Annotated in this window: 26 protein-coding genes; 14 read left to right on the forward strand and 12 right to left on the reverse strand. The window is 43.2% G+C overall.

Translation table 11 applies throughout. The features are described from left to right. Positions 1-16 precede the first annotated feature (16 nt). Entirely contained in the window at positions 17-1,411 is a 1,395-nt protein-coding gene (vpsL, locus tag L1D23_RS01305) for an exopolysaccharide biosynthesis glycosyltransferase VpsL (RefSeq protein ID WP_239863794.1), read from the reverse strand. A 436-nt stretch (positions 1,412-1,847) separates the two neighbouring features. Continuing rightward, positions 1,848-2,456, reverse strand: coding sequence for a TetR/AcrR family transcriptional regulator (locus tag L1D23_RS01310; RefSeq protein WP_239835402.1), 609 nt, complete (start codon positions 2,454-2,456; stop codon positions 1,848-1,850). A gap of 109 nt (positions 2,457-2,565) precedes the next feature. Between L1D23_RS01310 and L1D23_RS01315 the strand changes: the two genes are divergently transcribed. Then, entirely contained in the window at positions 2,566-3,735 is a 1,170-nt protein-coding gene (locus tag L1D23_RS01315) for an MBL fold metallo-hydrolase (protein WP_239863796.1), read from the forward strand. Positions 3,736-3,789: 54 nt separating this feature from the next. Here the strand turns inward: L1D23_RS01315 and L1D23_RS01320 are convergent, their stop codons facing one another. Then, on the reverse strand, positions 3,790-4,884 hold the full coding sequence (locus tag L1D23_RS01320; RefSeq protein WP_239863798.1) for a mechanosensitive ion channel family protein: 1,095 nt from the start codon (positions 4,882-4,884) through the stop codon (positions 3,790-3,792). Positions 4,885-5,007: 123 nt separating this feature from the next. Then, complete coding sequence (locus tag L1D23_RS01325) at positions 5,008-5,454, reverse strand: DUF2850 domain-containing protein (protein WP_239865346.1); 447 nt, start codon at positions 5,452-5,454, stop codon at positions 5,008-5,010. Between the two features lie 575 nt (positions 5,455-6,029). Here L1D23_RS01325 and L1D23_RS01330 point away from each other — a divergent pair. Both L1D23_RS01330 and L1D23_RS01335 read left to right on the forward strand, forming a co-directional pair. Further along, positions 6,030-6,311 (forward strand): pyrimidine/purine nucleoside phosphorylase, encoded by a 282-nt coding sequence (locus L1D23_RS01330; RefSeq protein ID WP_239863800.1) that lies wholly within the window; start codon positions 6,030-6,032, stop codon positions 6,309-6,311. A gap of 243 nt (positions 6,312-6,554) precedes the next feature. After that, positions 6,555-6,842, forward strand: a complete 288-nt coding sequence (locus L1D23_RS01335) for a hypothetical protein (RefSeq protein ID WP_239836357.1) — start codon at positions 6,555-6,557, stop codon at positions 6,840-6,842. Here the strand turns inward: L1D23_RS01335 and L1D23_RS01340 are convergent. After that, positions 6,829-7,995, reverse strand: a complete 1,167-nt coding sequence (locus tag L1D23_RS01340; protein ID WP_239863801.1) for a GGDEF domain-containing protein — start codon at positions 7,993-7,995, stop codon at positions 6,829-6,831. The genes L1D23_RS01335 and L1D23_RS01340 overlap by 14 nt on opposite strands. Positions 7,996-8,290: 295 nt before the next feature. Continuing rightward, positions 8,291-9,178, reverse strand: coding sequence for a LysR substrate-binding domain-containing protein (locus L1D23_RS01345; RefSeq protein ID WP_239863803.1), 888 nt, complete (start codon positions 9,176-9,178; stop codon positions 8,291-8,293). Between the two features lie 90 nt (positions 9,179-9,268). On the opposite strand from L1D23_RS01345, the gene L1D23_RS01350 reads away from it, so the two are divergent. Then, positions 9,269-10,180: a DMT family transporter gene (locus L1D23_RS01350; protein ID WP_239863805.1), complete on the forward strand. Its 912-nt coding sequence runs from the start codon at positions 9,269-9,271 to the stop codon at positions 10,178-10,180. An 8-nt stretch (positions 10,181-10,188) separates the two neighbouring features. Here L1D23_RS01350 and L1D23_RS01355 read toward each other — a convergent pair whose 3' ends face one another. Then, on the reverse strand, positions 10,189-10,788 hold the full coding sequence (locus L1D23_RS01355) for an alpha-ketoglutarate-dependent dioxygenase AlkB (RefSeq protein WP_239863807.1): 600 nt from the start codon (positions 10,786-10,788) through the stop codon (positions 10,189-10,191). Between the two features lie 197 nt (positions 10,789-10,985). Between L1D23_RS01355 and L1D23_RS01360 the strand changes: the two genes are divergently transcribed. The 8 genes from L1D23_RS01360 (at position 10,986) to gntR (ending at position 19,280) form a co-directional block, all read left to right on the forward strand. Further along, positions 10,986-12,359 (forward strand): diguanylate cyclase, encoded by a 1,374-nt coding sequence (locus tag L1D23_RS01360; RefSeq protein ID WP_239863808.1) that lies wholly within the window; start codon positions 10,986-10,988, stop codon positions 12,357-12,359. Positions 12,360-12,436: 77 nt separating this feature from the next. Next, positions 12,437-12,871, forward strand: a complete 435-nt coding sequence (locus L1D23_RS01365; protein WP_239863809.1) for an Mpo1-like protein — start codon at positions 12,437-12,439, stop codon at positions 12,869-12,871. 267 nt (positions 12,872-13,138) lie between these two features. Then, a complete protein-coding gene (locus tag L1D23_RS01370; RefSeq protein WP_006960566.1) occupies positions 13,139-14,155 on the forward strand; it encodes a TRAP transporter substrate-binding protein in 1,017 nt (338 codons plus the stop codon). 65 nt (positions 14,156-14,220) lie between these two features. After that, a complete protein-coding gene (locus L1D23_RS01375) occupies positions 14,221-14,778 on the forward strand; it encodes a TRAP transporter small permease subunit (protein ID WP_239863810.1) in 558 nt (185 codons plus the stop codon). Then, entirely contained in the window at positions 14,771-16,087 is a 1,317-nt protein-coding gene (locus tag L1D23_RS01380) for a TRAP transporter large permease subunit (protein WP_239863811.1), read from the forward strand. The genes L1D23_RS01375 and L1D23_RS01380 overlap by 8 nt, the downstream gene beginning before the upstream one ends. A gap of 85 nt (positions 16,088-16,172) precedes the next feature. Further along, positions 16,173-16,673, forward strand: a complete 501-nt coding sequence (locus L1D23_RS01385; RefSeq protein WP_239863812.1) for a gluconokinase — start codon at positions 16,173-16,175, stop codon at positions 16,671-16,673. After that, positions 16,670-18,163, forward strand: coding sequence for an NADP-dependent phosphogluconate dehydrogenase (gene gndA, locus L1D23_RS01390; protein WP_239863813.1), 1,494 nt, complete (start codon positions 16,670-16,672; stop codon positions 18,161-18,163). The genes L1D23_RS01385 and gndA overlap by 4 nt, the downstream gene beginning before the upstream one ends. A 115-nt stretch (positions 18,164-18,278) precedes the next feature. Further along, positions 18,279-19,280: a gluconate operon transcriptional repressor GntR gene (gene gntR / locus L1D23_RS01395; RefSeq protein ID WP_081305604.1), complete on the forward strand. Its 1,002-nt coding sequence runs from the start codon at positions 18,279-18,281 to the stop codon at positions 19,278-19,280. 285 nt (positions 19,281-19,565) lie between these two features. Here gntR and L1D23_RS01400 read toward each other — a convergent pair whose 3' ends face one another. After that, positions 19,566-21,095, reverse strand: a complete 1,530-nt coding sequence (locus tag L1D23_RS01400; protein WP_038158333.1) for a DUF3612 domain-containing protein — start codon at positions 21,093-21,095, stop codon at positions 19,566-19,568. Positions 21,096-21,256: 161 nt separating this feature from the next. Here L1D23_RS01400 and L1D23_RS01405 point away from each other — a divergent pair, with 161 nt between their 5' ends. Beyond that, the gene (locus L1D23_RS01405) at positions 21,257-21,832 is read left to right on the forward strand and encodes a hypothetical protein (RefSeq protein WP_239863814.1); all 576 of its coding nucleotides are present in this window, start codon (positions 21,257-21,259) and stop codon (positions 21,830-21,832) included. 392 nt (positions 21,833-22,224) lie between these two features. Further along, positions 22,225-24,039: a M4 family metallopeptidase gene (locus L1D23_RS01410; RefSeq protein ID WP_239863816.1), complete on the forward strand. Its 1,815-nt coding sequence runs from the start codon at positions 22,225-22,227 to the stop codon at positions 24,037-24,039. A gap of 106 nt (positions 24,040-24,145) precedes the next feature. On the opposite strand, the gene L1D23_RS01415 is transcribed toward L1D23_RS01410, so the two are convergent. The 4 genes from L1D23_RS01415 to L1D23_RS01430 all read right to left on the reverse strand — a co-directional run bounded on the left by L1D23_RS01415 (position 24,146) and on the right by L1D23_RS01430 (position 25,342). Then, positions 24,146-24,397, reverse strand: a complete 252-nt coding sequence (locus L1D23_RS01415) for a DUF2999 family protein (RefSeq protein WP_239835386.1) — start codon at positions 24,395-24,397, stop codon at positions 24,146-24,148. Positions 24,398-24,469: 72 nt separating this feature from the next. Beyond that, positions 24,470-24,724 (reverse strand): Rho-binding antiterminator, encoded by a 255-nt coding sequence (locus tag L1D23_RS01420; RefSeq protein ID WP_239863818.1) that lies wholly within the window; start codon positions 24,722-24,724, stop codon positions 24,470-24,472. A gap of 2 nt (positions 24,725-24,726) precedes the next feature. Next, a complete protein-coding gene (locus L1D23_RS01425) occupies positions 24,727-25,041 on the reverse strand; it encodes a cupin domain-containing protein (protein ID WP_239835384.1) in 315 nt (104 codons plus the stop codon). Positions 25,042-25,045: 4 nt separating this feature from the next. Beyond that, positions 25,046-25,342, reverse strand: coding sequence for a Dabb family protein (locus L1D23_RS01430; RefSeq protein WP_239835383.1), 297 nt, complete (start codon positions 25,340-25,342; stop codon positions 25,046-25,048). Positions 25,343-25,393 lie beyond the last annotated feature (51 nt).

The raw sequence follows: 25,393 nt of genomic DNA on the forward strand, positions 1-25,393 counted from the left end.
AAATCATGTCCATGACTTAGTAGGCGTTTTTGCCGACAAAACCTTTAAAAACAGTGAGGAAAACGATCTTTATGTCGAACCATAGTGACCACCTGTGGATGTAGTCGAGATCGAACTGAACTCGCTTCTCCATTTTGTCGATAGTATTCGTTTCGCCGCGCCAACCATTAACCTGAGCCCAGCCAGTGATGCCCGGTTTAACCTTATGACGTAGCATGTATCGGTTCACGATCGTACGATATTCTTCATTGTGCGCCACGGCATGTGGACGCGGGCCAACGATAGACATGCGTCCTTGAAGGACATTGATAAACTGAGGTAGTTCATCCAGTGATGTACGACGAATAAAAGCCCCAAACTTAGTGACACGTGGGTCGTTTTTCGTCGCCTGAGCCACTTTTTCTCCGTTATCCATGACCTTCATACTGCGAAATTTCCAAACCTTGATTGGTTTTCCATCTAAGCCATATCTAAGCTGTTTGAATATGATAGGTCCTGGAGATGAGATTTTGACGCCTATCGCAACGGCAGTGAGTACTGGGCTTATCAGCACTAGGATCAGGCTGCTTAGGACAAGGTCTTCTAGGCGTTTAAGCCAGGTTGATAAACCATTAAATGGGGTATCAAATATGCTGAAAGCGTTGACGTCACCAATGGTATACCAGCGAGAGTGGAGCAAGTTAAAAGTAAAGAAGTCCGGTACGACATAGGTGTTAACGGTACTATCCGAAAAAGCTTCTAAGATATCGGAAATGCGCTTTTGTGCCTGCATAGGTAAAGCGATATAGATATTTTGTACTTCCCCGTTCTTTGCTAATGCCAACGCATCTTTTATTGTCCCTAGTATAGGCAAATCGCTAGAGAGTCTTTTAGGTTCTCTGTCATCATAAAAACCGGTAAGTTTAATGCCTAACTCTGGGTGATTACTCAGGTTTTTCGATAATTCCAAACCTTGAGGCGTCAAGCCAATAATAGCGGCTTTTTTGGTATGAACCCCTCTCTGATGAAGATAATAAAGAGCCATAAAAGCGAACGTTCGCCAAATAAGCAAAGTGGCAAAGGTCAGTACGATCCAATAACCAATGATCAGGCGAGAAAAGTCGGGGCCTGTTTTCGAAAAATAGCTAAGTAAAGTGAGCCCACCAACGGTCGAGAACCAGCAAAACGAGGTGTAAAGCGCAAGGGAACGAAGCTTAGCTGTGCGCCAATGGCTGTATATATCTAGGCTTTCAGCGATGAAAGAGTAGATGATGACACCTAAAAGCCCAGCAGAAATGTAGCCTAAAGTAACAATGTGATCGTTGGCTTTTATTGCAATATACAACGCGCTGAGTATTACCAAGCAGTCAATCAAACGGTAAAAGACTTTACCGTGATAATTGGTAATACGTATCCTGCCTCGTTCACTCATTGGGGCTCCTGAAATACATGTAACCTCTGTAAGGTTTTATTGATGTGAAAATAGCAAGGCGCATTTTTATAACATCTTTATATATGTTGCAATGATATAAGGTGGCTCATTATTAAGACTGGCGATGTATTATTTTTGTATAGAGGGAAATGGATAGGATAGTTGCTAATAAATAATCACTTAGAACAATATTAGGCTTTTTACTCAATAATTTACGGGTTATTTTAATGAGAGAATTTTATTTAAAATTTTTCTCCTATTCTTAAATTGAAGACGAAAATGGAAATTCTATTTTCTCATTTATAAGAATTTGGATTGATTGGTATTTACTTTTTATTAAATACAGTATTGGTTTTTAGGGGCGGTAATGCCTAATGAGTGTTCTAAGAGAGGTGCTAGGCAAGAGCAATGGTTAATACACTTGCCTAATTTAGGGTTATTTCTTGGTGTATCTGGCAACAAAAGTTTGTGCTGCGTACTCAACCGTTGATTTCAGCTGTTCGCAGCTTGCGGGTGGCTGGTGTCCCAATAATTGTGGCCAGAAAACGATGGCCTTAATACTGCCTATGAATTGCTCGATAGCCATGGGGATGTCCTCAACCTCAAGAGCACCGGCATTAATTCCTTGCTGCACCCATTGATTCAAACCGTACGAGTCCTCTATGGCTGCAAACTGTTTCATCAGTAATTGAGAAGTATGAGAGCAGCGAATGCACTCGGCCATCACTAAGCGAGCAGTCATTTGAAAGTCTTCGGTGTTGATGTAACACATCTGCTTGAGCGTGATATCAACAAGCTGCTCCGCCACTGACACAGAAGGTTCAAATTTCAGCTCACATTGTTCATTAAAGCGACACATTAGCTTATCTACAATGACCTCAAACAGAGCATCCTTGTTTGGATAATATTTATATAACGTGCGCTTGGAGACTCCAGCGTGTTTAGAAATACCTTCCATACTCGCTTGCTCAAAGCCTTTTTGAGAAAAAACTTCAATGGCGGATTTGATGATATCTTCTTGTTTTATATCGCTTCGTTTAATCATGCATTCATCTCAAAATACTTAAAGTAAACGATGGTGTTTACTTTTAATGCTGCAGTAACTAAAGTATACACCATCGTTTACTTTCTTGGGTAGCCAGTAGGTCATGAAAATGAGCAATATGATCAAAGCATCGATAGTTTCAGCACTAGGTGTTATGGGGTTCAGTCAGCTTCTTAAAGCGGAGAACAATGTTGAGTTGCGACAAAGTGAGCGTTTAAGAGCTGAACGGATTGTCAACTCAAAGCAATTTCAGAACGGTAAGGCTATCGCTCGAATGCCGAACGTTCCAAGCTCCGAAAGTCTGTCTTCGGTTATGTGGAAATTTTTCTTTGAAAGAGCAGCCTTGAAGCCGAATTCACCCTTGCCACATACACCTGTCGATGCTGATAAATTGGCTCATCGTAGTGATGAGATACGCGTAACCTGGTTGGGTCATTCAAGCTTATTTATTGATATCGACAGAACACGAATTTTGATCGACCCTGTGTTTGAATATGCATCCCCCTGGATTGCCAAGAAGCTATTTTCACGAAACGTACAAGCTCCTGTTGAGCGCGATAACTTACCGCTTCCAGACGCTATCGTTATTTCTCATGATCATTATGACCATTTAGAGGAATCGACGGTCCGCTACTATGCCAATAAAGACGTAATGTTTATGGTTCCGCTGGCTGTAGGCCGACACCTTGAAAAATGGGGAGTTAACCCAGACAAGATTCAAGAGCTTGATTGGTGGGAGTCCACTTCAATTAATGGTGTCACACTTACGGCAACGCCAGCTAACCATAATTCTGGTAGAACGGGGCTGGATTCGAATAGTACGCTATGGGCTTCTTGGGCCATTCATGGCCAGTCTGGCTCTATGTTCTACAGTGGTGACTCTGCTTATGATTCACATTTTAAAGAGATAGGTGAGAGGTTAGGCCCTTTTAATATGGCATTTATTGAAGTCGCCGCGAACGTGAAAGATGGTAAGGGCTTCCCGGTGGAAAATTGGGGTCATATGCAGGCTCGTCATACGATGCAAGCCTTTAAGGACCTAGAAGCAGAAAAGCTCTTCCCTGTGCATTGGTCTACTTTTGAATTGTTTGCTCACAAATGGGACGAGCCGATGACAGATCTGATTGCCGAGGCGAATGACATAGGAGCGGATTTAGTCACTCCTATGGTTGGAGAAACGATTGAACTTAATAATGAGATTAATACATCATTCTGGTGGGAAAATCATGATGAAATCTTGGCAAAATCTGACTTAATCTTGCCAAGTAATACATTCTAACTTTCTAAAAAATAATGATATTTAATAAGAAGCCCACAGATTGTGGGCTTCTTATTAGGCTTTGTCTTGTAGATCTTCGCCTGAAATGGGTGGATCAAACTTCAGTGTTTGAGTTGGGTAGGCGATATCAGCGTCATGTCGGTGAATAATAGACATGATTTTAAGTAACACATCTTCTTTTACTTCATGATAGCGAATCCAGTTTACGGTTTTAGTAAAGGTATACACCATCATTTGTAATGAAGACGGTCCAAAAGCGTTGAAATTCACGATTAAGGTTTGCTTAGTATCAATGTCAGGATGATTTTTGAGCATTGTTTTGATGTCTTTTACGATTTGAGCAACCTTCTCGCCATCGTCGTAGCGGACACCGATTGTTTCTTTGATTCGTCGGTTGAGCATACGCGATGGGTTCTCTACCACGATATGACTGAACACTGAGTTTGGGACGTATAGAGGGCGTTTATCAAAAGTACGAATGATGGTCATTCGCCATCCAATACGCTCTACGGTACCTTCGATTTGACGGTCCGGAGAGCGAATCCAATCCCCGACTTTGAATGGGCGATCGAAGTAAATCATCATTCCACCAAAGAAATTCGAGAGCAGATCTTTCGCGGCTAAACCCACAATCAAGCCACCGACACCACCAAAGGTCAACAAGCCAGATAGACTCAGGCCAAAGGCTTGCATGATGGTTAGCATACCTATAATGATGAAGAACAGCCTTGATACTTTAGCGATCGCTTGAACCGTTGTTTCATCACGAGAATGCTGCTTTAGTACGTACTCTTCAACATTGTTGATCAACCGCATGATAATCCAGATGAAAATGGCAATCACAAGAAGAAGCTTAAGCGTGCTAAGCCAATTTAATTTGGAATCCAAGTAGTCTTCGAGAATGAAACCGAGTGAAACGGTCGCAGGCCAGCACCAGATAAGAGTACTGATAGGGGTCTTTAGAGCGTGGAGAGTTAAGTCATCCCAATGGAAGTGGGTTTTTTCAACAAGAATATCTAATCGGCTATAGATAATACGCCAAGCTACCCAAGCAAAAAAACTGGCAGCGGTAATAAATAAAACATTGGTATCCCAGCTTTGCAGTAAGGTGACAAGATTCTTAGGCAAAAATGCAACTAACTCATTCATTAAACAGTTCTTATTGTTAATTTCACTGAGTCCAGTATAAAGGCTTGAAGGTAGGGAAACTACCGTCAATTTATGAGATGGCAACTGTAAGAGTGTATATGGCTTGTTATTGGACTGGTATTGTTACTTTTTACTGCTGAAGTGCTCTGATAGGGCTGCCCGACGGTTTTTCGCTGAACCACTACTACCCCCCATATCGACAGTATTTTCGTAACCCGCTTTGATGAAACGTTGAGTTGGGCTGTTGGGTTCTAAACGACGAAGTTGTGGAGATTTGAATGTGCCAGCAACCTGATAAATAGAAATGCCTCCCCCCGTAGTCACTGTGATAACCTTACCGTCAAAATCAAAGTTGGTCGTGACCAATCGATCGTTACGATAAACTCCTCTCTCATTAAAGGTTAGAACCTCGGTATTATATTCAGGTGTACCAATTTCTATCCATCGCCCATAAACGTGTTTTGGGTGGACGTAATCTTGATAGCTGAAGAAAAGAAGAGACGAGAAAGCTACCGCCAAAGTGACTAGTAGCGTAACAAAAGACAATTTTAGAAAAGCTTCTTTTTCCATATAAGAGCGCTTTTTCCATCTTGGTGCATTGGTTGCTGCTCTGTTTAATGCCACATTCAACTGCTCTGATCAGTAAACTGGTTGAGAAGTTTACCTGTATTTCGCTGAGTCTGGTGTAAGAGTTTAAACATTGATGTTTACTATCAATGATAAGTTTGATCTTAAGCCCAAAAAATGCACGGTTTATTTACGTTAATATAAGGTTTTACCAATGCCTTATATTCTATTTTACTGCCAGTAAGTATAGCCTGTCAGTCTTATGATGCTGCAAAATACAATGAATGATAAGATCTACAAGGTGCTTAAGACACTGATAAGAGTTCTACCTTCCTGTTTGTGCAGCGCTCGATTAGCCATCTATACGAGATAATCTCTTGGTTGGAATCTAAGCTTCATCTTTAGATATCAAGTTCCTTCTTGCCTATGGACGTTTATACGGTGACTTATGGCTTTTGTATTACTTTATAAACTTGCCGTCTAATACGGGAAGCTATTTCGAGCTTGATTGGGGAGAATGATTCCGTTACAACAAGTCCTAGGTTACAGAAACATAAAGCAATTTTCATGGAGGATACATGATCAAAATAAATAAGTATTTTGAAGGCAATGTTCAGTCGCTAGGATTTGAGCAAGAAGGTAAGCAATCGAGTGTCGGTGTTATGGCTCCTGGTGAGTATACGTTTGGCACTGCAGATCCAGAGCGTATGACAGTGGTGAAAGGTAGCCTGACGATTAAGCGTGTAGGAGAAGATGCTTGGACGACTTATTCTAGTGGGGAATCATTTGATGTTAGCGGAGATTCTTCTTTTGATTTAAGAGTGTCTCTAACGACGGCTTATTTATGTGAGTATCTATAAATCCCAACTCCACGTGTGATAATACACGTGGTGATTTTCTTTTGATCTTGCTTCGATAGGTAATAAATTGGCAAAGAGTTTGCCTAAATTATTTTTAATTTAGGCATGAATACAAGGGAACGTGAGGTTTTTGTCGGTCTATTGTTCGGGAATCCCGAAATGTCCCGTAGTAATAAACAAATTTATCATTTAGGACATTGGCTATACTTAATCTGACGGAACCGGTTCGAGAGGAGGTCGATGATGGCTGTAGTACCTAAACACAAAGACCCACATGCTCGTTACGATCCCAGTCAGGAGCTTACTGCAGATCAGTTGCACCGATTTGGTAAAGTAGCGAATAAAGCACAGCAACGCCGAGATGAAGTTTCTCAGCGCAGTTCACTTAGAACCGCAGCGAGAGCGGCTAAAGAAACGGCAATGAAACCTGTTGTGGTACCCAAGAAAGACAAACCTAACTCTACCCGTTATGCAGCGTGGATGCTCGTTGTAATGGCGTTCTGCCTGTGGCTCATGTTTATGAGCCGTTAAACTTTTTTATTGGCGTTACTTTATTTGGGTCAGGGTTTTCCACGCTTTTAACCATGTCCGCATGGTCAAGTTGATAGTAGCGATACTGATTCTTGCCCCCGTGTTTTGCCGCGTACATCGCCTTGTCTGCACAGCGAGTTAGTTCGGGTAACGAATCCCCATCTTCAGGAAAAATAGCGACCCCAGCGCTGACAGTGAGCTTGTTGATTCTTTCCGTGCTTTGGTAACTGTCTTCAAATAGATGACAAATACGATTCAAAATACCATTAAGATCTTTGATGCTGCGTACGTCATAAAGGAGCAAAACAAACTCGTCTCCAGCGTAACGTGCGATTGAATAATCGTGCTTCTTTGTTTTCCTATCTTTGGAGCGAATATTATTTCTTAACCTTTTGGAAAAGTGTTGTAAAACACGGTCACCAACTTCATGCCCGTATGTATCATTAATAGCTTTGAAATTGTCTATGTCGAGAAAGACCATTGCAGTAATAGTGTTACTATCTCGCACTTCTTCTAGTTTCTCCAGCGCCCAACTTTCAAAACTCCAACGGTTAGCAAGGCCAGTTAACTGATCACGATAAGCGAGATCCTCTATACCTTCCTTATAGAGAGACTGAATATAGTTAACGACTTTTGCGTAAAAGTATGATGATGTATTACATAATAGATAGAGAGCAAATAGGCTGATGAGAAAGCGGTCGATGGAAATCGGTAGGGGAACCGTAATGATATTGGTAAACAAGCAAGTCGAAAAGGTAAGTAAATAAAAAGCAGAGCTTAGTATTAGACCAGTACGAAAGTCACATACAAAAATCACGGCAGCAAGTATTGGATATAACCAAAACAGCCGATCAGATGCGTTGTCACCATATACCAATAATAGGGTTGCCTGAAAGAGTAAAACACCTGAGAGTATTAAGTCTGAAAGGTTGTCTGATTGGTTGAAATTCAAATACCAAAGATTGGCAATTAAGATACCCACACACAAAATATTGAGTGTACCGAACAGGTAATTCTGATTCGTGATGTGCATGAAACCATAATAGGCAAGAATAGCCAGAGTGACGATCGAACAAAGAAGAACGACTTTACACTTACGAGCTGAGTGCATATCGGCCATTTCTTCTAAATGTTGTCCTACAAATCCCGCCATTTAATTCCCTGCCTGTAAATTCACAATCCGGCAATTAAAGTCTAGAAGAAAAAATGAAGTTTGAATGAAGGTATTATTCAAGGAAATTTAGTGAGAAGAAATAATCATATGAACCCTATTTCTTATTATATGGCTGACTAGTATTAATCACTAAATTTTGGCGCTTATGTAACTAATTGTATTTGATGCTTAAATACACAAGGCGTTAATATTTTGTCGTTTTTAAATCTATGATTAAATTGAAAAAATAAAATGCTAGGTCTGTTCCTTATAATAAAATAGTCTATAGAAAATACTAAGCACTGAATTCATTTCTCAGCCAGTTACGCAATGTAAGGACGTGTTCATTTTTAAGCTTTTCTCGCTGACAAGCGAAGTAAAAGTCTTGATGAGGGTTGAGTACGGGGTTTCCGACTTCGACTAGAGAACCATGATGAACATCGTCACGAATGAATTGTCGGTGGGTCACAAATACCCCTAACTGACGGATTGATGCCTGAACCGCCTGAATGGAAGCCGAAAAGCTTAAGTTATTGACGGAGCTTGGTATTGGTAGTTGGTGGCTCTCACACCATACTTGCCAGTCATACTTTCTTCTATCATTTGCAGCGATAATTGCGGGGTAGTGTGCGAGAAGCGACTCTGGCGTTGTGCCCGTACGGACCAGTTCAGGGCTGGCGACCATCACTAACTCATCATGAGCCAGTAACTCGCAATAGTAATCTTGCCAGTCATCCGTTTTGCCGTGAATAATTGCGACGTCAACACCTTCATTTTCCATTACAAAGTGGCCAATTAAGTTAGAGATACGAATATCCAGTTGAGGCGCGTATTGATTAAAACGGTTCACTCGCGGAATCCACCAATGCATTGCTAATGAATTGACCATGTTAAGTGTTATCCGCTGACTTTGCTGCTCATCAATTAGGTGTTGAGTGGCGGTTATAATTTGCTCTATTGCTGGCGCGACTTGTTTGTAGTAACGGCGACCGGCAGCGTTGAGTGTAACTGTTCGTCCAGTACGAATAAACAGCGCTTGTCCAATCTGAGTCTCTAAAGATTTAATCGCTTGGCTTACTGCTGAGTGGCTCACATTCAGCGTTTTTGCTGCTTCCGTCATGCTGCCAGTCTCGGCAATTGCGATAAATGAATAAATTGATTTAAGAGGCGCTAGTTTTCTCATTTGTAAGTTTTTCTTACTTATTGTGTCAATATTACTCGTTTTTAATTTGTACTGACGGCTTCTAAACTAAGTGCTAAATACGGAGGAGTTATGCCCAGTCAGTTGTACCCAGTTTTATTCATGTTGTCTTCTACATTCAGTTTGTCATTAACCGGATTATTTTCCAAGTTTTTGAGTGAGCACTTTGACGCTAATCTACTCAGTTTTCTTAGATTTATCCTGCCTGCAATGGTATTAATTCTAGCGTTTTGTGGCAAAGATGTGCGTTGGCCAGACCGCAATGAACAGAGACCAATTTGGTTGAGAGCCTTGTGTATCGGGGCATGCCAAGTTTGTTTTGTTTACTCACTCCAGCATCTGACCTTGGTGGAAAGTGTGGTTCTATTTGGGACGGGCCCGTTGTTTATCCCATTGTTAGAAAAGCTTATATTTTCTATCAGTATTGGAGCAGTGAACCTGTTAGGGCTCCTGACTACCTTTGTTGGTGTGGTTCTACTGGCGGGAGATGTCAGCGGGTTCAACTTCAGAGCTGAGCTTTTAGTGGGACTTGCAGCGGGCGTGTTTAATGCTGGATCCCAACTCAGCCTTTATCGTATTAGTCAAAGTAGGTTGAATGCATTTGAAATCAATTTGTGGACTTTCCTATTCGCCGCTGTTGTTATCACACCGTTAGTCGCATTCAGCTTAGTGGATCATCATGCTATGTATCAAGCATCGGACGTAAGTCCTTGGCTTATTGTGATGGCGCTTGGTACTTTATCAGTGCTGATCATTAATACGCAGGTGTTTCGCTCAAAAGCGTACAAACTGGCTGAGTCAGGCTCACAACTTGCGCCACTTATTTTTACCAATCTGTTGTTTACCGCGGCCTGGCAGGTGCTGTTTTATAACGAGCGTTATAACTCGTACCAAGTATTGGGGCTAACTCTGATTATTGCAGCCAACATTGCCTGTGTTGTGTTACCTAAGTGGTTAAAAAGTAAAAGTTTAAAAGCCGCATAAAGCAAGGACTAGTAGATCATCCTGAAAGTCAGGTTTATTCTTTCTCCAATCTGTTGATTGGTTTTCGGTAAGCTGTGTTTCCAGAAGTGTTGCATTTCACCTGCCATGATTAATAGGCTGCCGTGAGACAACTCTAAACGGTAAGTTTGTCCTGTGTGAATGTGTTTCAGTACGAAGCGACGCGTGGCTCCTAGACTAAGTGATGCGATGGTCGGATTGCTTCCAAGCTCTGGTTCATTATCCTGATGTGCTCCCATCGAGTCCTGGCCGTCTCGGTATAAATTGAGTAATACCGAGTTAAAAGGTTGACTCGCAACGTCTTCACATCGTAATTTGATCGAGTCTAGTGTTTCTGTCATGGGTATCGCTGGCATGGTTAAGCCGGAGTAAGTGTAAGCTTTATCGCCGTACCAAGCTTGCAAACGGGGTTGTTTGACCATACGTCCAAACAGCTGTATTTCTTCTTGTGACCAAGGTGTGACCTGCTTAAGGCAGGACATCAAACTATTGGCTTCATTGGGTGGCATAAAGTCGTTAATCCACAACAAACGGCCATTGGGCAGTTCTATCCACCTTTGTTCATAAGGTAGAGCATTAAACAAATCCAAAATCTACTCTCTTATCAATAATTTTATCTTTAATCGATGAAAACTTACCCAAGTTCATGTAGTTTTTATGTAAGTGCTAAAACAATAGCCATAATAATAATTATATACCTCTAACAGGTTAGGACTAGAAGCAGTACTTTCATTAGTATTGAAATATGGTTCAAACAATGTGTTAGAGAGCTTGATCTGGGGGTGGAATGAAGTATCGATTTAGCAGTCGTGGGTCCGTTTTTTTGATGGCACTGACACTGCTTTGTTTTGCAACAGGACTGATAGAGTGGGCTGACCGTAGCCAAAAAAACTTCCTAAGAGGTAGCCTGCTCGATAAAGCAAAAGAGGAGCTGTCTATTGTTCGCTCAGAATTAGAGTCAGCTATTGTGTACGATATTTTTGCTGTGAATGATCTCACAGCATTGGTTGCAGGTCACCCTAGCTTCGAGTATTCAGGGTGGGATTTACTCGCTTCCAGTATTATGCGTAAGGCCAGTCACATCACGATTATTGGTTTAGCACCAGATGATGTTATTAAATACATTTACCCGTTAGAAGGAAACGAAAAAGCATTAGGACTTGATTATCGGACCGTGCCAAGCCAATGGCGGACAATAAACAAAGCCCGTGAAATTCAAGAAATTTTCATTGCTGGTCCCGTCAACCTGGTACAGGGAGGAAGGGCTTTAATAGCGCGTATTCCTATTTTTACCGATCCGCTTTATAACCGTGACTATTGGGGGGTATGCAGTGTTGTTATTTCCCTCGAGACTTTGTTTATTGATGCCGGCGTGGAAGAGTTATCCTTCAAATACAATATAGCGATGCGCGGAGTGGATAGCTCTGGGCAGGATGGGGAAGTTTTCTATGGTTCGCAGAGTACTTTTAATAATGCTTTTGCGACTGAAACTGTTCACTTCCCCTATGGTAGCTGGACGATTGGAGCCTCGACGAAGGACGATTTGCTGCAACAGAGTGAATGGTACCGAGTACATGTTGTTCGTCTGCTAGGTTACCCAATGGTCCTAGTTCTTTTGATTGCTTTTGTCGCAATTTATCGCCTTTACCAAGCTGCAGATCAGCGTTCCTTGCATGATGAGTTAACATCTCTACCTAATCGAAGGTATTTCATGTACACCCTTGAAAGTCATTTTGAGGCTGTGTCTCACTCTGAGAAAGGCGAGACGTTTGCCATCCTCAATGTAGACCTTGATAAATTTAAGCTGATTAACGATACCTATGGCCATGTGGCAGGGGATAAGGTGTTGATTGCCGTAGCAGAAAGGATTAAGAGCGTGCTTAGATCTTCAGATGTGGTAGCCAGAATCGGAGGGGATGAATTTTTGATCATGTTGCCTCGGATGTCTGTCGCTAGTGATGTAGATGTTCTCAATATTGAGCTACAGAGAGCCATTTGCCATACACCTGTTATCTATGAGCAACACCTTATTAATATTCACGTCAGTGTCGGTTATGCGATGTATGTTCCTGAGTTTAAAAATGTAGATGATATGTTGAAAGTCGCTGATGCCAGAATGTATGAGGAAAAACGCCGTCAAGCTCAGCGTAGCGGAATGTAATCACGAATATAGGTCAGCAGAATCTATGAATTCGTGCTATAGACAATACTATAAGAGCATGATTTAGAGAGATAAGAATGCGAGATCTGACCCAGTGGCTAAGTGATTATGGTGAGAGCCATCAAAATCCAGTGAACCAGAAAATCCACAAAGTAGCAGTGCCAGGGATTTTCTTATCCATTGTTGGCTTAATCTGGTCAATTCCATCGATTTCGTTTTTTGGTTTTACCCTAAACTGGGTTTGGGTTGCGATGCTACCTGTCATGATTTTCTACTTTAAGCTGTCGCTGAGCGTATTTCTTATGATGCTTGGTTTTACATTGGCGTGTATTTCTTTGATCTGGTCTCTGGAAATTCTTCAGGTGCCTGTGCTCCTCGTTTCGCTGATCTTATTTGCCGTATTGTGGATGTTGCAGTTCATTGGACATAAAATTGAGGGTAAGAAGCCTTCATTCTTTGAAGATCTTCTTTTTCTTCTTATCGGTCCTGTCTGGGTATTTCGCCAGAAATAGCACACCCTTCTTCGACAAAACGTTTGTCTCTAACAGTCCCTCAACTGTTGGAGCGTCGTATGTGTTTTAGCTCACACTTCTTCTGCTCTTAAGCCATCTTGCTATTAACAAAATTGAAACTTGTGACTTTTGTCATGGAAAACGTTTTCTTGTTACCGGTAACATTGGCGTCAGAGTTACCGGTAACATAAAATAATAAGCCGGTTTCATACCGACAGCTTAAAAGCTGTATTGGAATAAATGAAACAATCTAAGGACACCCCTACTATGAAAGCGATGACAAAACCTTTGCTTGCTGCCACTTTGACAGGACTTTTTGCGACTTCGGCCTTGGCCGCTGACTTCAAACTGAAGATTCAGTCTTCTGACCCATCTGGTGATTTGAACTTTAAAGTTCAACAAAAATGGGCAGAGCGCGTAGAGAAAATGTCGAATGGCCGAATTGACATCGACCTTCTACCAGTAGGGGCAGTGGTGAAACACACTGAAACTTTGGGCGCGATAAAAATGGGTATTCTAGATGGGCAAGTGACAGCAACGGGTTACTTTTCGGGTAAGGATCCTGCTTTTGGCCTAATTGGTAACATGGTCGGTGCATGGTCAGATACGACCCAGCTTCTGCAGTACATGAACTACGGTGGCGGTAATGAACTGATGACTGAGCTTTATGCACCGTATGGTGTGAAGTTTGTTGGTGCTTCAACAACGGGCGTTGAATCTTTTATCTCTAAAAAGCCGCTTAACGGTGTTGATGACTTGAAAGGTTTGAAATTACGTGCGCCAGAAGGTTTGGTTCAGCAAGTGTTCGCCGCTGCCGGTGCAACGCCTGTCAACCTGCCTGGCTCTGAAGTCTTCACTGGTTTGAGTAAAGGTGTTATTGATGCAGCGGACTACACGGTATTTTCAACCAACCAAAAAGCGGGCATGAATGATATTGCTACGCACCCAGTTCAACCGGGCTTCCACTCATTACCACTGATCGATATTTCTGTATCTCAGAAGAAATGGGACAAGATGCCTGAAGATTTGCAAACTATTCTACAAACTTCAGTCCGTGATTTTTCTTACGACATGACAACTCAGTTGAAAATGGCGGATCAGGCTGCAGTGAAAGAAGCACAAGCGAACCCATCCATCACTATCCATAATTGGTCTGACGAAGAGCGTAAGAAATTCCGTGAAATTGCTAAGTCTCAATGGAAAGTGTTTGCTGAGCGTTCACCAAATGCGAAAAAAGTGTATGACTCAGTGACTGGTTTCCTAGAAGAAAACGGCCTTCTTTAAGCTGAACATGTGTTCTAGCTTCTCTCTGGAGGGCGTAGCCCTCCTTCTTTTTGGAATTGATTGGTATGAATGACAACGTCACACATCCACCTCAACAGCAGGGTGAGCAACCGAGAAACTTTCTCGACAGAGCCATTATAAAAATCAGTAATTTGCTCAGCTGGTTATTCATCTTCACTGTATTTATTTCGTTTTATGAAGTTCTGATGCGTTATGCCTTTAACGCGCCAACAACTTGGGTTCACGAAACGGCGTCCTTCATTGGTGGTTCACTGTTTATTGTTGGAGGTATCTATGCCTTTGCTGCTAATAAGCATGTGCGAGTGGTATTAATTTACGATTCTGTGTCCGAACAGACACGTAAATACCTCAATATTGTTCACCATCTCGTGGGGCTGGCATTTGCTGGCATGCTGGCTTACGCGTCTTTTGCGATGGCGAAAGAGTCTTGGTATGCCCCGTGGGGTGAGCTTCGCCTTGAAACATCTGGTTCTGTTCTGAATGCACCTTACCCAGCGCTACTCAAGGGCCTGATTTTTGTCGTCCTTTGTATTCTTGTTATCCAGTTTGTCTTACACCTCATTCAGGAAGTTATGGGGCTAAGGAAGAATAACGATGTTTGATTTATCTTCTATTGGCATCGCATGGGGTAGTGTACTCATGCTGCTGATGATGATTGCCTTGCTGCTCACAGGTATGCAGTTGGCCTTTGTCACAGGCTTTGTCGCCATTTTCTTCACTCTTTGCTGGTTTGGACCAGATGCACTGCCTTTGATCGCGAGCCGCACTTACAGTTTTGCTTCAGGTTATGTGTTCCTTGCTGTGCCTATGTTTGTTCTCATGGCTGCGCTGCTTGATCGATCAGGCATTGCCAGGGACTTGTTTGACGCGATGAAATCTATCGGCCGTAAAGTACGCGGTGGTGTGGCTGTGCAAACCTTGCTGGTGGCGGTTCTTCTAGCCTCAATGTCAGGCGTGATTGGTGGAGAAACAGTCCTGCTTGGTATTCTTGCTCTGCCGCAGATGCTACGTCTTGGTTATGATCGAAAATTAGCGATTGGTACCACCTGTGCAGGCGGCGCACTGGGCACTATGCTTCCACCAAGTATTGTTCTGATTATCTATGGTATGACGGCGAGTGTATCAATCGGTGATTTGTTCAAGGCTTCTTTCTTACCTGCATTTATTCTTGCTGGCTGTTACATCGCTTACGTATTAGTACGCTGTAAGCTCAATCCTTCATTAGCCCCTATTCCAAGTGATGGTGATGAAGAAGATGAAAGGCAAGTTAGCTACTTCAAGGCTCTGTTTTTCCCGCTGTTGTCTGTAGCGGTTGTCCTTGGGAGCATTTACACCGGTGTCGCCTCTGTAACTGAAGCTTCTGCACTGGGCGTTGTGGGTATTATGATTTCAGCAATCATTCGTGGTGAAATGAATATCAACATGCTCAAAGAGAGTGCAATCGCGACCATGCGCACTTGCGGCATGATCATGTGGATTGGTATTGGTGCGAGCGCATTAGTTGGAATCTACAACTTAATGGGCGGTATCGACTTCGTTGAAGAAGTCATTCTTGGCCTGAGTGGCGGTAGTCCTCTCGCAACATTGTTGATCATGATGGTAGTTCTGCTGGTTCTCGGTATGTTCCTTGACTGGGTTGGCGTTGCCCTGCTGACTATGCCGATTTTTGTGCCGATTATTACCAGTTTAGGGTATGACCCAGTTTGGTTTGGTGTGGTGTTCTGCCTCAATATGCAGGTTTCATTCTTATCGCCTCCGTTTGGGCCGGCAGCATTCTATCTTAAGTCCGTCGCACCAAAAGACATCAGTTTAGGGGAAATCTTCAGCTCACTGTTGCCATTTATTGGCCTGCAGATCTTCGTATTAAGCCTAGTGATTATGTTCCCAGATCTCGCTATGTGGTGGAAATAACCGCAAAGCATTTTGAATTAGTAAAGTATTGAAATTGGTATTCACAGCCTTCTGATAATTGGAAGGCTAAGGATAGTATTACCCAATGAAAGTGAAAAAAATATTAGTAATGGGCGTTTCAGGTTGTGGTAAGAGCCTGATTGGTAAAGAGATTGCCGATAAGTTGTCTCTGCCTTTTTATGATGGTGATGATTACCATCCAAAAGCCAATGTGGAGAAAATGGCGCAAGGAATTCCACTGGATGATTGCGACCGCTTAGGCTGGCTAGAAACGCTAAACCGAATTTACGTTGAGAATGATGCTGCGGTGATTGCCTGCTCTGCACTCAAACCAGCGTACAGAGATATTCTTCGTCGTAACAATCAGCAACTGGCTATCGTCTATTTGAAAGGTGACTTCGATACTATATGGTCTCGACACAAGCAACGTGCTAACCATTATTTTAATGGCGAAGCGATGCTCAAAAGTCAGTTTGAAGCCTTAGTTGAACCAAGCGACGATGAAGCGTTGTTTATCGATATTAGGTCGGATGTCGATACCGTAGTGGAATCAGCACTTATAGCGCTGAAGGAGCGAGCGTTATGAGCCAGTCAAACATTGCGATGATTGGCCTTGGTGTGATGGGTAAAAGCCTCGCGTTGAATCTACTTGACCATGGCTTTAATGTCACAGGGTTTGATATTGATGAAGCTAACCGTCAACGGGCTGCTTCGGAAGCGGATCTCGTTTCATGCATAGCCAGCAAAGGTCAATTTGTTGCGGCGTCTAATCTCTCTGAGTTACTGAAGACTTTGGAAAGACCACGTGTGATTGCCTTGTCTGTTCCAGCCGGAGAGATTGTTGATAAGGTGATTGATGATTTACTCATTGCTGGTATCGATAGCGAAGATATTGTGATTGATACCGGCAACAGCCTTTGGACGGACTCTGAGCGCCGAGAGGCTCACTATCAAGGCAAATTGCGTTTCTTTAGTACTGCGGTTTCTGGAGGTGAAGTCGGGGCTCGAACAGGGCCGGCTCTTATGGCTAGTGGTGACCCAGCAGCTTGGGAATATGTGCGTCCGATGTGGGAAGCGATTGCCGCCAAAGTGGATGAAAAAGGTCTGCCAGTCGGACAATTTGAACAAGGTGAATCATGTGCAGCATACCTAGGGCCTGCGGGAGCTGGGCACTACGTTAAAATGGTTCACAATGGTATTGAATACGCTGATATGCAGCTTATCTGTGAAGCATTTCATTTCATGTTCGATGTTCTTGAGATGTCGGCTAGAGAGATCAGTGCAGTATTTTCAAGTTGGAACAAGGGTGTCCTCAATAGTTACTTGATGGAAATCAGCGCAGAGATATTGCAGACAGAAGATCCAGTAACAGGAAAACCGTTTGTTGATGTGGTGCTTGATAAAGCGGGCCAGAAGGGGACTGGGTTGTGGACGGCGGTGAACAGCCTACAAATGGGTGCGCCTGCGCCCACCATTGCTCAAGCGGTATTTGCCCGAGCACAAAGTGCACAAAAGCAACTAAGAGTGAATGCGGAACAAGTGCTGAAAACGCACACCAAGCCTGCGGGTGGCTTTGACAAAAAAGCTATGCTCGATGAGCTGCACGACGCATTATACTGCGCCAAACTCGTGGTATACGCACAGGGTTTTGACCTGCTGAAGACAACCTCTGTTGAAGAAGGCTGGAATCTAGATTTTGGTGATATTGCTAAAATTTGGCGAGCAGGGTGTATCATCCGCGCCATCTTTTTACAGGACATCACCAAGGCCTACCAAGATGAACCTGAGTTGGAACATCTTCTATTCGCCAATGTTTTTATCGAGCAAATCGCGCTGAGATCATGTGGCTGGCGAAGCAGTGTGTCTAATGCGGCTATTCATGGCGTACCAGTGCCGGCTATCTCTTCTGCATTGAGCTATTTCGATTCGCTCCGTTGCGGTGTTTTACCAGCGAATTTGCTTCAGGCTCAGCGAGACTACTTTGGAGCGCATACCTATTCCAGAGTGGATAAACCAGAAGATGAAAAGTTTCATTTAACTTGGAGTGAGCCAAACAAAACGCAACTCACGGTGTAAAAACAGAGCGTTCGCTGCAAAGCGAGCGCTTTTTTGTTATCTGAACCAATAAATTCGTTTTGTTTTATGAGTAAAATGTTACCAGTAACATAAAGAGCAGAAAGAAACATCATCAATGGCCAATAAGAAAAAACGCCCTACGTTGCAAGATATTGCAGATAAAGTTGGGGTGACAAAAATGACTGTCAGTCGTTGTTTACGCGACCCTTCTCTTGTCTCTCAAGCAATACAAGAAAAGGTTAATCAGGCGGTGGAAGAGTTGGGATATATTCCCAACCGCGCACCGGATATTCTGTCCAATGCGAAGTCGAATGCTATCGGTGTGCTGGTTCCTTCCTTAACTAACCAGGTTTTTGCTGAAGTGATACGTGGTATTGAATCGGTGACCACACCAGCAGGTTACCAAACGATGATCGCACACTACGGCTACAGTGAAGAGCTTGAAGAAAAGAGCATTGCTTCTCTGCTGTCGTATAACGTTGATGCCATAATCCTTTCGGAGAATGTCCATACCGACAAGGCCCGCAAGATGCTGGAAACCGCATCAATCCCTGTGGTGGAAATCATGGATTCCTTCTCGCCTCGCATTGAGCAGGCTGTTGGGTTTGATAACAGGCTTGCGGCTCGGGACATGACAAAAGCCATGTTAGCGCAGGGAAGAGAGAACATTGCGTATTTTGCTGCGCGGATGGATGAACGGACCCGACTAAAGATGGACGGTTATCAGCTGGCACTTCAAGAGCAGGGAAAAGTGCCAGTTACTCTCCAGACGGAGGAAGCTTCGTCGTTTACCTTGGGCGCTAAACTATTAGGTGAGCTTTTACAAAAGCACCCTGAGGTAGACGGTATCTTCTGTACCAATGACGATTTAGCCATTGGTGCTTTGTTTGAATGCCAGAGACGTGGAATAAAGATCCCAGAACAAATGGCGATTGTTGGATTTCATGGTCATGACATCAGTCAGGCAATGACGCCAAAACTAGCGACAGTGATTACGCCACGTGAAGAGATCGGCCAAGTTGCAGCACAGCAATTAATTCAACGCCTTAAAGGTGTTGAAAGCTGGAAAGCGAGTATTGATTTGGGATATCAAATCGAATTAGGAGAAAGCCTGTAATTTGCAAAATGCATTTGTTTGATATTTGCATTTTGCAATTAAGTGCAATTTAGAAATGGATTATGCGCATGGTTTTCATGCATCTGATGCAGAAGTGAACAAAAACAATGGTTTTTATTGATAATTAAAGTTGGCACGCTTCATGCTTTAGTAGTGATGACCCTTATTAAGCCGAGGGTCACCTAGCCAACTGACGTTGTTAGTGAACCTTATTTTTGTTCACATTCATATATAGCCAATCACGATTATTGTGATTGGCTTTTTTTCTTTTTAGGCCCTTACAACTCACATCAGTACATTTTCCTGACATCCGTTATAGCAGCTTGGTTTTCGAGGGCACACAGCGCCTCTGGAACAGATCACCCTTGCGTCGGTCTGAATACCTCGCTCAATCCAGTTAATATTGAGAATCTTGGCAATCGTGGTGAATTCTCTCTGGATATGGCGAGGAATCGAAGCACTACCGCCGTTATCAACACACAAAGATTTCAGTTCTTCGGCGATACTGCGTGAATCACCACCTTGAGCATCTATCGCTGGGTTCAAATCGATACCCGCGCAGAGAACTCGATTGTTGCCCGCAGGATCTGTCATGTTGACTGACTCACAGCAGTAGATTCTTGGCTCGTCACCAACATTGAGAATAGAGATTTGCGCTGAGCTGCCGTTTTGAGGCTCAGAAAGCCTTCTGAATACCGCCCAGTGCTGACAAGGGTCGTTAACCTTACGCATGTTTCCCCAAGGAAGTGGGATGCCATTACCGCGATAAACCGCTTTTAGTTTGTTCTGGCCATAGGCATCAAAGTAATGCCAGTGTGGATAAGGTGACACCACCGTCATTCGGCGCATTGCTACAGAAGGGGAAACCCCTGCTTTGAGGTGAACATCAATCTCGTAACCGCTACGGTCGAGCAACTGGCGGAAAGGCACCTTTGGACATAACAGAGCACCAGCAAAAAAGCTCGATTCAAAATCTCGCCATGCTTGTAAAATATCCTGAGAGTTGAGATCTGAGGTTGGTGCGGCTTGGTTGTGTTCTTCCCAGCTATTGGCGTGACCAACAGACAAGACGCTCTTTAATCCCTCTTTACTATGCAGGACACAATGGCCGATGTAGACGGCCAAATCGTATTTCAGGCGAGTCGGGTATTGTTTCAGAATCTCGTTTAAATAGATAAAACCAGGCGGTTCAAAGAAAGAGGTGACGACCTGCTTTGCGCTAACTCCAAGTTCATCGACAATATCTTGTGGTGGACGTGACACCCAGCGTATCGTTAGCCCCATACTACGAGCAATATCCATTAGATCTTCTGCAGACAAATTAAGGCGTTTCAATCCGACTTCTTCCGCAGCACGTTCTAGATCAGGAAAGTGGTTTTGGTTGCTTTCCTGATGGGCACGGATCAATAAGTGAGCAAACTGGCGGCCAGTAATACCGGTTTGAGAGAGCATTTCTGGAATAGCAATTTGTAAAATCTCATTCGAGAAGAGGAAGCTTGGCTCAAGTGCCATTCCACTAATGCCACCTCTATTACCTTTATCAGGTGTGATGTCGGCCTGCTCAGGTTCATCATCCAGAAACCAGGTCGGATCTTTTTGGAAGACTTCAGCGATGACCTCCAACATATCAATACTAGGGACACGCTTCCCACGCTCAATCATTGATAGATAGGAGACAGAAGGGGCGTATTCTGGATTAACCCGTATACAGCGAGCCGAGAGATCTTCCATGGTTAAATGGTTGCGTTTACGTAGGTTTCGAATCTTGGTCCCTAAAAAGTGGGACTGACGAATTAGACTTTTTGACAGCATCATTTTGTAAAATTCACATTGTAAAATTTTTGTTGTGAAATTGTAGTCAAAATTTCACTAGTATACAAAGTAAGCAAAGTCACAAATCTGCAAACAGTTAAACGCAAGTTTGAAATATTTGCTCTAGGACAGAAAAGTTGTGAAATATCCGCGAGGGAAACACTATGAATATGCTTACTTTCGATAAAACAGAAATCCAAAAACAAGACAAGCCATTTATCGCTGAAGCAGTCTTCGCGGTAGAAAAGATGAATTCAAATCAAACCACCGAGAAGCAAGTAAAAGCAAAACAACTGCTAGATCGTTTATTTCCACTTGAGAGTGGATCACATAAAGATGTTACTGCATATGTTATCGACTATCGCCATGTAATGGCTTATTTCAAAGATGGTAGTCACAGTGGTTTGAAGCACTCTAAACACTTTGTTGCTTACACTGGTGAGAAAGAAGACCCTGAATCTATCTTGTTTAGAGATGGTACAGGAAGCCATGTTGAACTGACATTCGGCAATCAAAAAGGCACAGGCTGTGTCGAGTTGGTTGAAATTGATGACATCCAACTAGAGACCTGCACTATGTTTCCTCAGGAAAGCAGTGAAATTTCCGCGATGCGCCATTGGATCAGCTTGGTGAAAGGGGATGAGAAAGGCAAACCACGTGCATGTACTGAAGCAAAAGAGTATACGGCAAAGAATGGTGACGACTATGATTTGGAGTGCTGCTACACACTAAGTCGCTAATCTAACTACAATTTGTTATGTCATTAAGGCTCTACAGCGTGTCGGGCCTTTATTATATCTGATGTTCTGTAAATTTATGAAATGAAAAGGAAAAAAGTGACTGAGCATCACGTGTCACTAATGATAAAAATATGTCCTCTTTTGATTGCATAAAATTATCATTAGTTGCTATCTGTTTGTTTTTATGATCACTTTCTGATCGAATTTTCTTTAATTAAAATTTTAATGAGTAATTGGTGTGGATTTTTGTTGCCACCTAATGAATTATTTTTCTGTATGTAACTTGCTTGAATGTGTGGCTATCACTCATGTTATTGGTGCGATTTATCGCAGAGATACTTCCTATTGAGCCGTTGGGGAGAAGGATTTTATACCAATAACAGGAAAGTAAAATGAAACAACGTCAAATGCTTTATCTGATTGCTGCTGGATTAGGAGCTAGCCTACCAGCAACAGCCGCAGAGATGGTTAAAGTTGAAAATGATGCATTACTACAGCAAGTGTTAAACGCTCAATCAAACAGCGTCGTCCCATTGGAAACCGGCTTCGCTGAAGTGAAACGAGTTGTTTTGCCGAATGGTAAAGTGAAGGTTCGTTATCAACAAACCCACATGGGTCTTCCGGTGTTCAACACCTCAGTGGTCGCCACTCAGACAAAAAGCAGCCAGAGTGAAGTTTACGGCGTCATGGCACAGGGAATCAGTGGTGACTTGGCAACCGTTGCCCCCACTCTGGATGAGAAACAAGCGCTCGCAGCAGCGAAAAACGCGTTTAAGAAGCACTCTCTCGGGGCTTCTGATGCTCCGTTCGAAAACTCCCAATCGAAGCTGATGGTGTGGCTTGATGACTCTCAAACTGCAAAAGTCGTTTACATGGTAGACTTTTTTGTTGCGGCAAAGGTACCAAGACGCCCATTCTACTTGGTTGATGCTACAACTGGCGAAGTGCTGAAACATTGGGAAGGCATAAACCACGCTCAAGCGACAGGTACAGGCCCTGGTGGTAACGAAAAGACAGGTCAATACAACTACGGTACGGACTATCCGGGTTTTATTGTCGATAAAACAGGTACAACCTGTACGATGAATACCCCAGCGGTAAAAACGGTGGACTTGAATGGCGGTAAGTCAGGCAGCTCAGCATTTAGTTACCCATGTAGTGATGATACCAACTACAACGACCACAAATATGTGAATGGTGCGTATTCGCCTCTCAATGATGCGCATTACTTTGGTAAAGTTGTTTTTGATATGTACCAAGACTGGATGAATACATCGCCGTTAACTTTCCAGTTAACCATGCGTGTTCATTATGGAACTGACTACGAAAATGCTTTCTGGAATGGTTCATCCATGACATTTGGTGATGGCAAGAACACATTCTACCCGCTGGTTGATATTAACGTAAGTGCACACGAAGTGAGCCACGGTTTTACAGAGCAAAACTCAGGGTTAGTGTATTCCAACATGTCAGGTGGTATGAACGAAGCGTTCTCTGATATCGCAGGTGAAGCAGCGGAATTCTACATGAAAGGCTCGGTTGACTGGATTGTAGGTGCGGACATTTTTAAGTCTGAAGGCGGTCTACGTTACTTCGATCTGCCATCCAAAGACGGTCGCTCGATCGACCACGCTTCTCAGTACTACGATGGCCTAAATGTTCACTATTCAAGTGGTGTGTATAACCGAGCATTCTACTTGTTGGCGAACAAAGCGGGTTGGGACGTACGTAAAGGTTTTGAGATCTTTACATTGGCTAACCAGCTTTACTGGACGGCGAACAGCACATTCGACGCAGGTGCATGTGGTGTAGCAAAAGCAGCAGCCGATATGGGTTACAACGTGTCTGATGTTGAAGAGGCATTTACTACAGTAGGCGTAAACGCATCTTGTGGCACACCTTCTCCAAACGTTCTGGTAAAAGGCACTCCAGTGACTAACCTATCAGGCTCTAGTTCTTCTGAAACGTTTTACACGTTTACGGTAGATTCTGCGTCAAGTGTTGTTGTTTCTATCTCTGGTGGTACTGGTGATGCGGACCTTTATGTTAAAGCAGGTAGTCAACCTACAACTGGCAACTATGACTGTCGCCCATACCGTTACGGTAACAGCGAACAGTGTAGCTTATCAGCAACACCGGGTACGACTTACCATGTGATGCTAAGAGGCTACTCTAGCTACTCAGGCGTGACATTAAGATTAGATTAAAAACACAACTTCTTAAGTGAAAGGGCCCGCGATTGCAGGCCCTTTGTTTTTATTTAGGCTTTATTCCCATAAACCGAGAGCATGAAGCCGAGTATTTAGTCTTAGTCTAGTTCTGAAGTTTTGCTTTTGCTTCTTCGACTTTAGAGAAGTCTAACCCAAGCTCTTCAACGGCTTCCTTGATGAGAGCCGGGTTTTGCATTACTTGGCCCATAAGAAGTTGTAGCTTCTCTTGTGGCAGACCAAGTTGGCTGAGGGTGGCCATTGCTGCTAGAGGGTTTTGGGTCAATGTCTGAAACAGTTCGTTGATTTGCTCGTCGCTGATGTTGTTCTCTTTCAGCGTCTCTAAAATTGGGTTCATCGAAATACCTTTTAACCACTAATTGAATAGAAGGGCAGTTTAACATCAAGCCGGTTGGCGTTGTAGAGTCAGCTAACTGACTTGAGTGAATATTACCTCTGTGAAATGTGGGTTCTCTATGAGAGCTGTCATGGATACCAAACTTTCAGTAGGTACGTGACGATCGCCTGTAGAGGATACTATAACGATACACTCTCTGCGGTGTTCATCGTAGCTAGTGGTTTTCGCTTTTCCTTCAACAATCTGGCCTGACTCCATTACCAACCGAACAGGGATATGGTAGAGACAAGCTATTTCGATGTAATCGTATTGGTTACAAGAGATCATGCTCAGTCCTTATAAAAGATGGCAAGCCAGATCGTTTCTTCATCTGGCGTGGTATAGCTGACTCTATGCTTAGTATGGGCCGGAATCTTGAGATGGTCACCGGCTTTCAACTCGATTTCTTCACCCGTTTGATACTGAAGACGAGCATAGCCTGTTAGTACGATGACCCATTCATGTTCGTCTTGATCATACCAAAAACCTTGCTCGGAACTTTGCCCCTTTGAGACGATACGCTCCAGACGAAAGCTACTTCCAGACAACAGATCTTCAAACACTTCTTGAGATAAATCTTCAGGGATGGATTGCAGAAGGTTCATCGCGCTATACCGTGTAATCAAATACAACAATGTCTTCTAGGATAGGTCTGAAGATGTCTTTCAAAGCCTCATGTTCAGGATGTGGCAAGTAATGGTTGCGACCATCTTCATCAGAAAATGTCATCATTACACAGTGTGTGTAATGCTTGTTTTTTCCTTCTGGGCTGTCGTTGAGCCCCCACTCTACGCTATCGACACCTTCGACTTTGGTTGTCATAGATAGGAAAGATGTCTTCAGATCCTCCACCTGTTGTGGTGTAGTATCGGGTTTAAACTGAATGAGAAGAATATGTCTGATCATGATTATTCCTGAAGTAAGTGTGCTCTATATTTTTTGACGAGTTTGCCACTT

Source organism: Vibrio sp. Isolate24, assembly GCF_022398215.1.
Taxonomy (GTDB): domain Bacteria; phylum Pseudomonadota; class Gammaproteobacteria; order Enterobacterales; family Vibrionaceae; genus Vibrio; species Vibrio coralliilyticus_A.

What these genes read in the sequence shown, in the direction of transcription:
- vpsL (WP_239863794.1), bottom strand. Translation starts at nt 1,411, where the DNA reads ATGAGTGAACGAGGCAGGATACGTATTACCAATTATCACGGTAAAGTC.
- L1D23_RS01310 (WP_239835402.1), bottom strand. Translation starts at nt 2,456, where the DNA reads ATGATTAAACGAAGCGATATAAAACAAGAAGATATCATCAAATCCGCC.
- L1D23_RS01315 (WP_239863796.1), top strand. Translation starts at nt 2,566, where the DNA reads ATGAGCAATATGATCAAAGCATCGATAGTTTCAGCACTAGGTGTTATG.
- L1D23_RS01320 (WP_239863798.1), bottom strand. Translation starts at nt 4,884, where the DNA reads ATGAATGAGTTAGTTGCATTTTTGCCTAAGAATCTTGTCACCTTACTG.
- L1D23_RS01325 (WP_239865346.1), bottom strand. Translation starts at nt 5,454, where the DNA reads ATGGAAAAAGAAGCTTTTCTAAAATTGTCTTTTGTTACGCTACTAGTC.
- L1D23_RS01330 (WP_239863800.1), top strand. Translation starts at nt 6,030, where the DNA reads ATGATCAAAATAAATAAGTATTTTGAAGGCAATGTTCAGTCGCTAGGA.
- L1D23_RS01335 (WP_239836357.1), top strand. Translation starts at nt 6,555, where the DNA reads ATGGCTGTAGTACCTAAACACAAAGACCCACATGCTCGTTACGATCCC.
- L1D23_RS01340 (WP_239863801.1), bottom strand. Translation starts at nt 7,995, where the DNA reads ATGGCGGGATTTGTAGGACAACATTTAGAAGAAATGGCCGATATGCAC.
- L1D23_RS01345 (WP_239863803.1), bottom strand. Translation starts at nt 9,178, where the DNA reads ATGAGAAAACTAGCGCCTCTTAAATCAATTTATTCATTTATCGCAATT.
- L1D23_RS01350 (WP_239863805.1), top strand. Translation starts at nt 9,269, where the DNA reads ATGCCCAGTCAGTTGTACCCAGTTTTATTCATGTTGTCTTCTACATTC.
- L1D23_RS01360 (WP_239863808.1), top strand. Translation starts at nt 10,986, where the DNA reads ATGAAGTATCGATTTAGCAGTCGTGGGTCCGTTTTTTTGATGGCACTG.
- L1D23_RS01365 (WP_239863809.1), top strand. Translation starts at nt 12,437, where the DNA reads ATGCGAGATCTGACCCAGTGGCTAAGTGATTATGGTGAGAGCCATCAA.
- L1D23_RS01370 (WP_006960566.1), top strand. Translation starts at nt 13,139, where the DNA reads ATGAAAGCGATGACAAAACCTTTGCTTGCTGCCACTTTGACAGGACTT.
- L1D23_RS01375 (WP_239863810.1), top strand. Translation starts at nt 14,221, where the DNA reads ATGAATGACAACGTCACACATCCACCTCAACAGCAGGGTGAGCAACCG.
- L1D23_RS01380 (WP_239863811.1), top strand. Translation starts at nt 14,771, where the DNA reads ATGTTTGATTTATCTTCTATTGGCATCGCATGGGGTAGTGTACTCATG.
- L1D23_RS01385 (WP_239863812.1), top strand. Translation starts at nt 16,173, where the DNA reads ATGAAAGTGAAAAAAATATTAGTAATGGGCGTTTCAGGTTGTGGTAAG.
- gndA (WP_239863813.1), top strand. Translation starts at nt 16,670, where the DNA reads ATGAGCCAGTCAAACATTGCGATGATTGGCCTTGGTGTGATGGGTAAA.
- gntR (WP_081305604.1), top strand. Translation starts at nt 18,279, where the DNA reads ATGGCCAATAAGAAAAAACGCCCTACGTTGCAAGATATTGCAGATAAA.
- L1D23_RS01400 (WP_038158333.1), bottom strand. Translation starts at nt 21,095, where the DNA reads ATGATGCTGTCAAAAAGTCTAATTCGTCAGTCCCACTTTTTAGGGACC.
- L1D23_RS01405 (WP_239863814.1), top strand. Translation starts at nt 21,257, where the DNA reads ATGAATATGCTTACTTTCGATAAAACAGAAATCCAAAAACAAGACAAG.
- L1D23_RS01410 (WP_239863816.1), top strand. Translation starts at nt 22,225, where the DNA reads ATGAAACAACGTCAAATGCTTTATCTGATTGCTGCTGGATTAGGAGCT.
- L1D23_RS01415 (WP_239835386.1), bottom strand. Translation starts at nt 24,397, where the DNA reads ATGAACCCAATTTTAGAGACGCTGAAAGAGAACAACATCAGCGACGAG.
- L1D23_RS01420 (WP_239863818.1), bottom strand. Translation starts at nt 24,724, where the DNA reads ATGATCTCTTGTAACCAATACGATTACATCGAAATAGCTTGTCTCTAC.
- L1D23_RS01425 (WP_239835384.1), bottom strand. Translation starts at nt 25,041, where the DNA reads ATGAACCTTCTGCAATCCATCCCTGAAGATTTATCTCAAGAAGTGTTT.
- L1D23_RS01430 (WP_239835383.1), bottom strand. Translation starts at nt 25,342, where the DNA reads ATGATCAGACATATTCTTCTCATTCAGTTTAAACCCGATACTACACCA.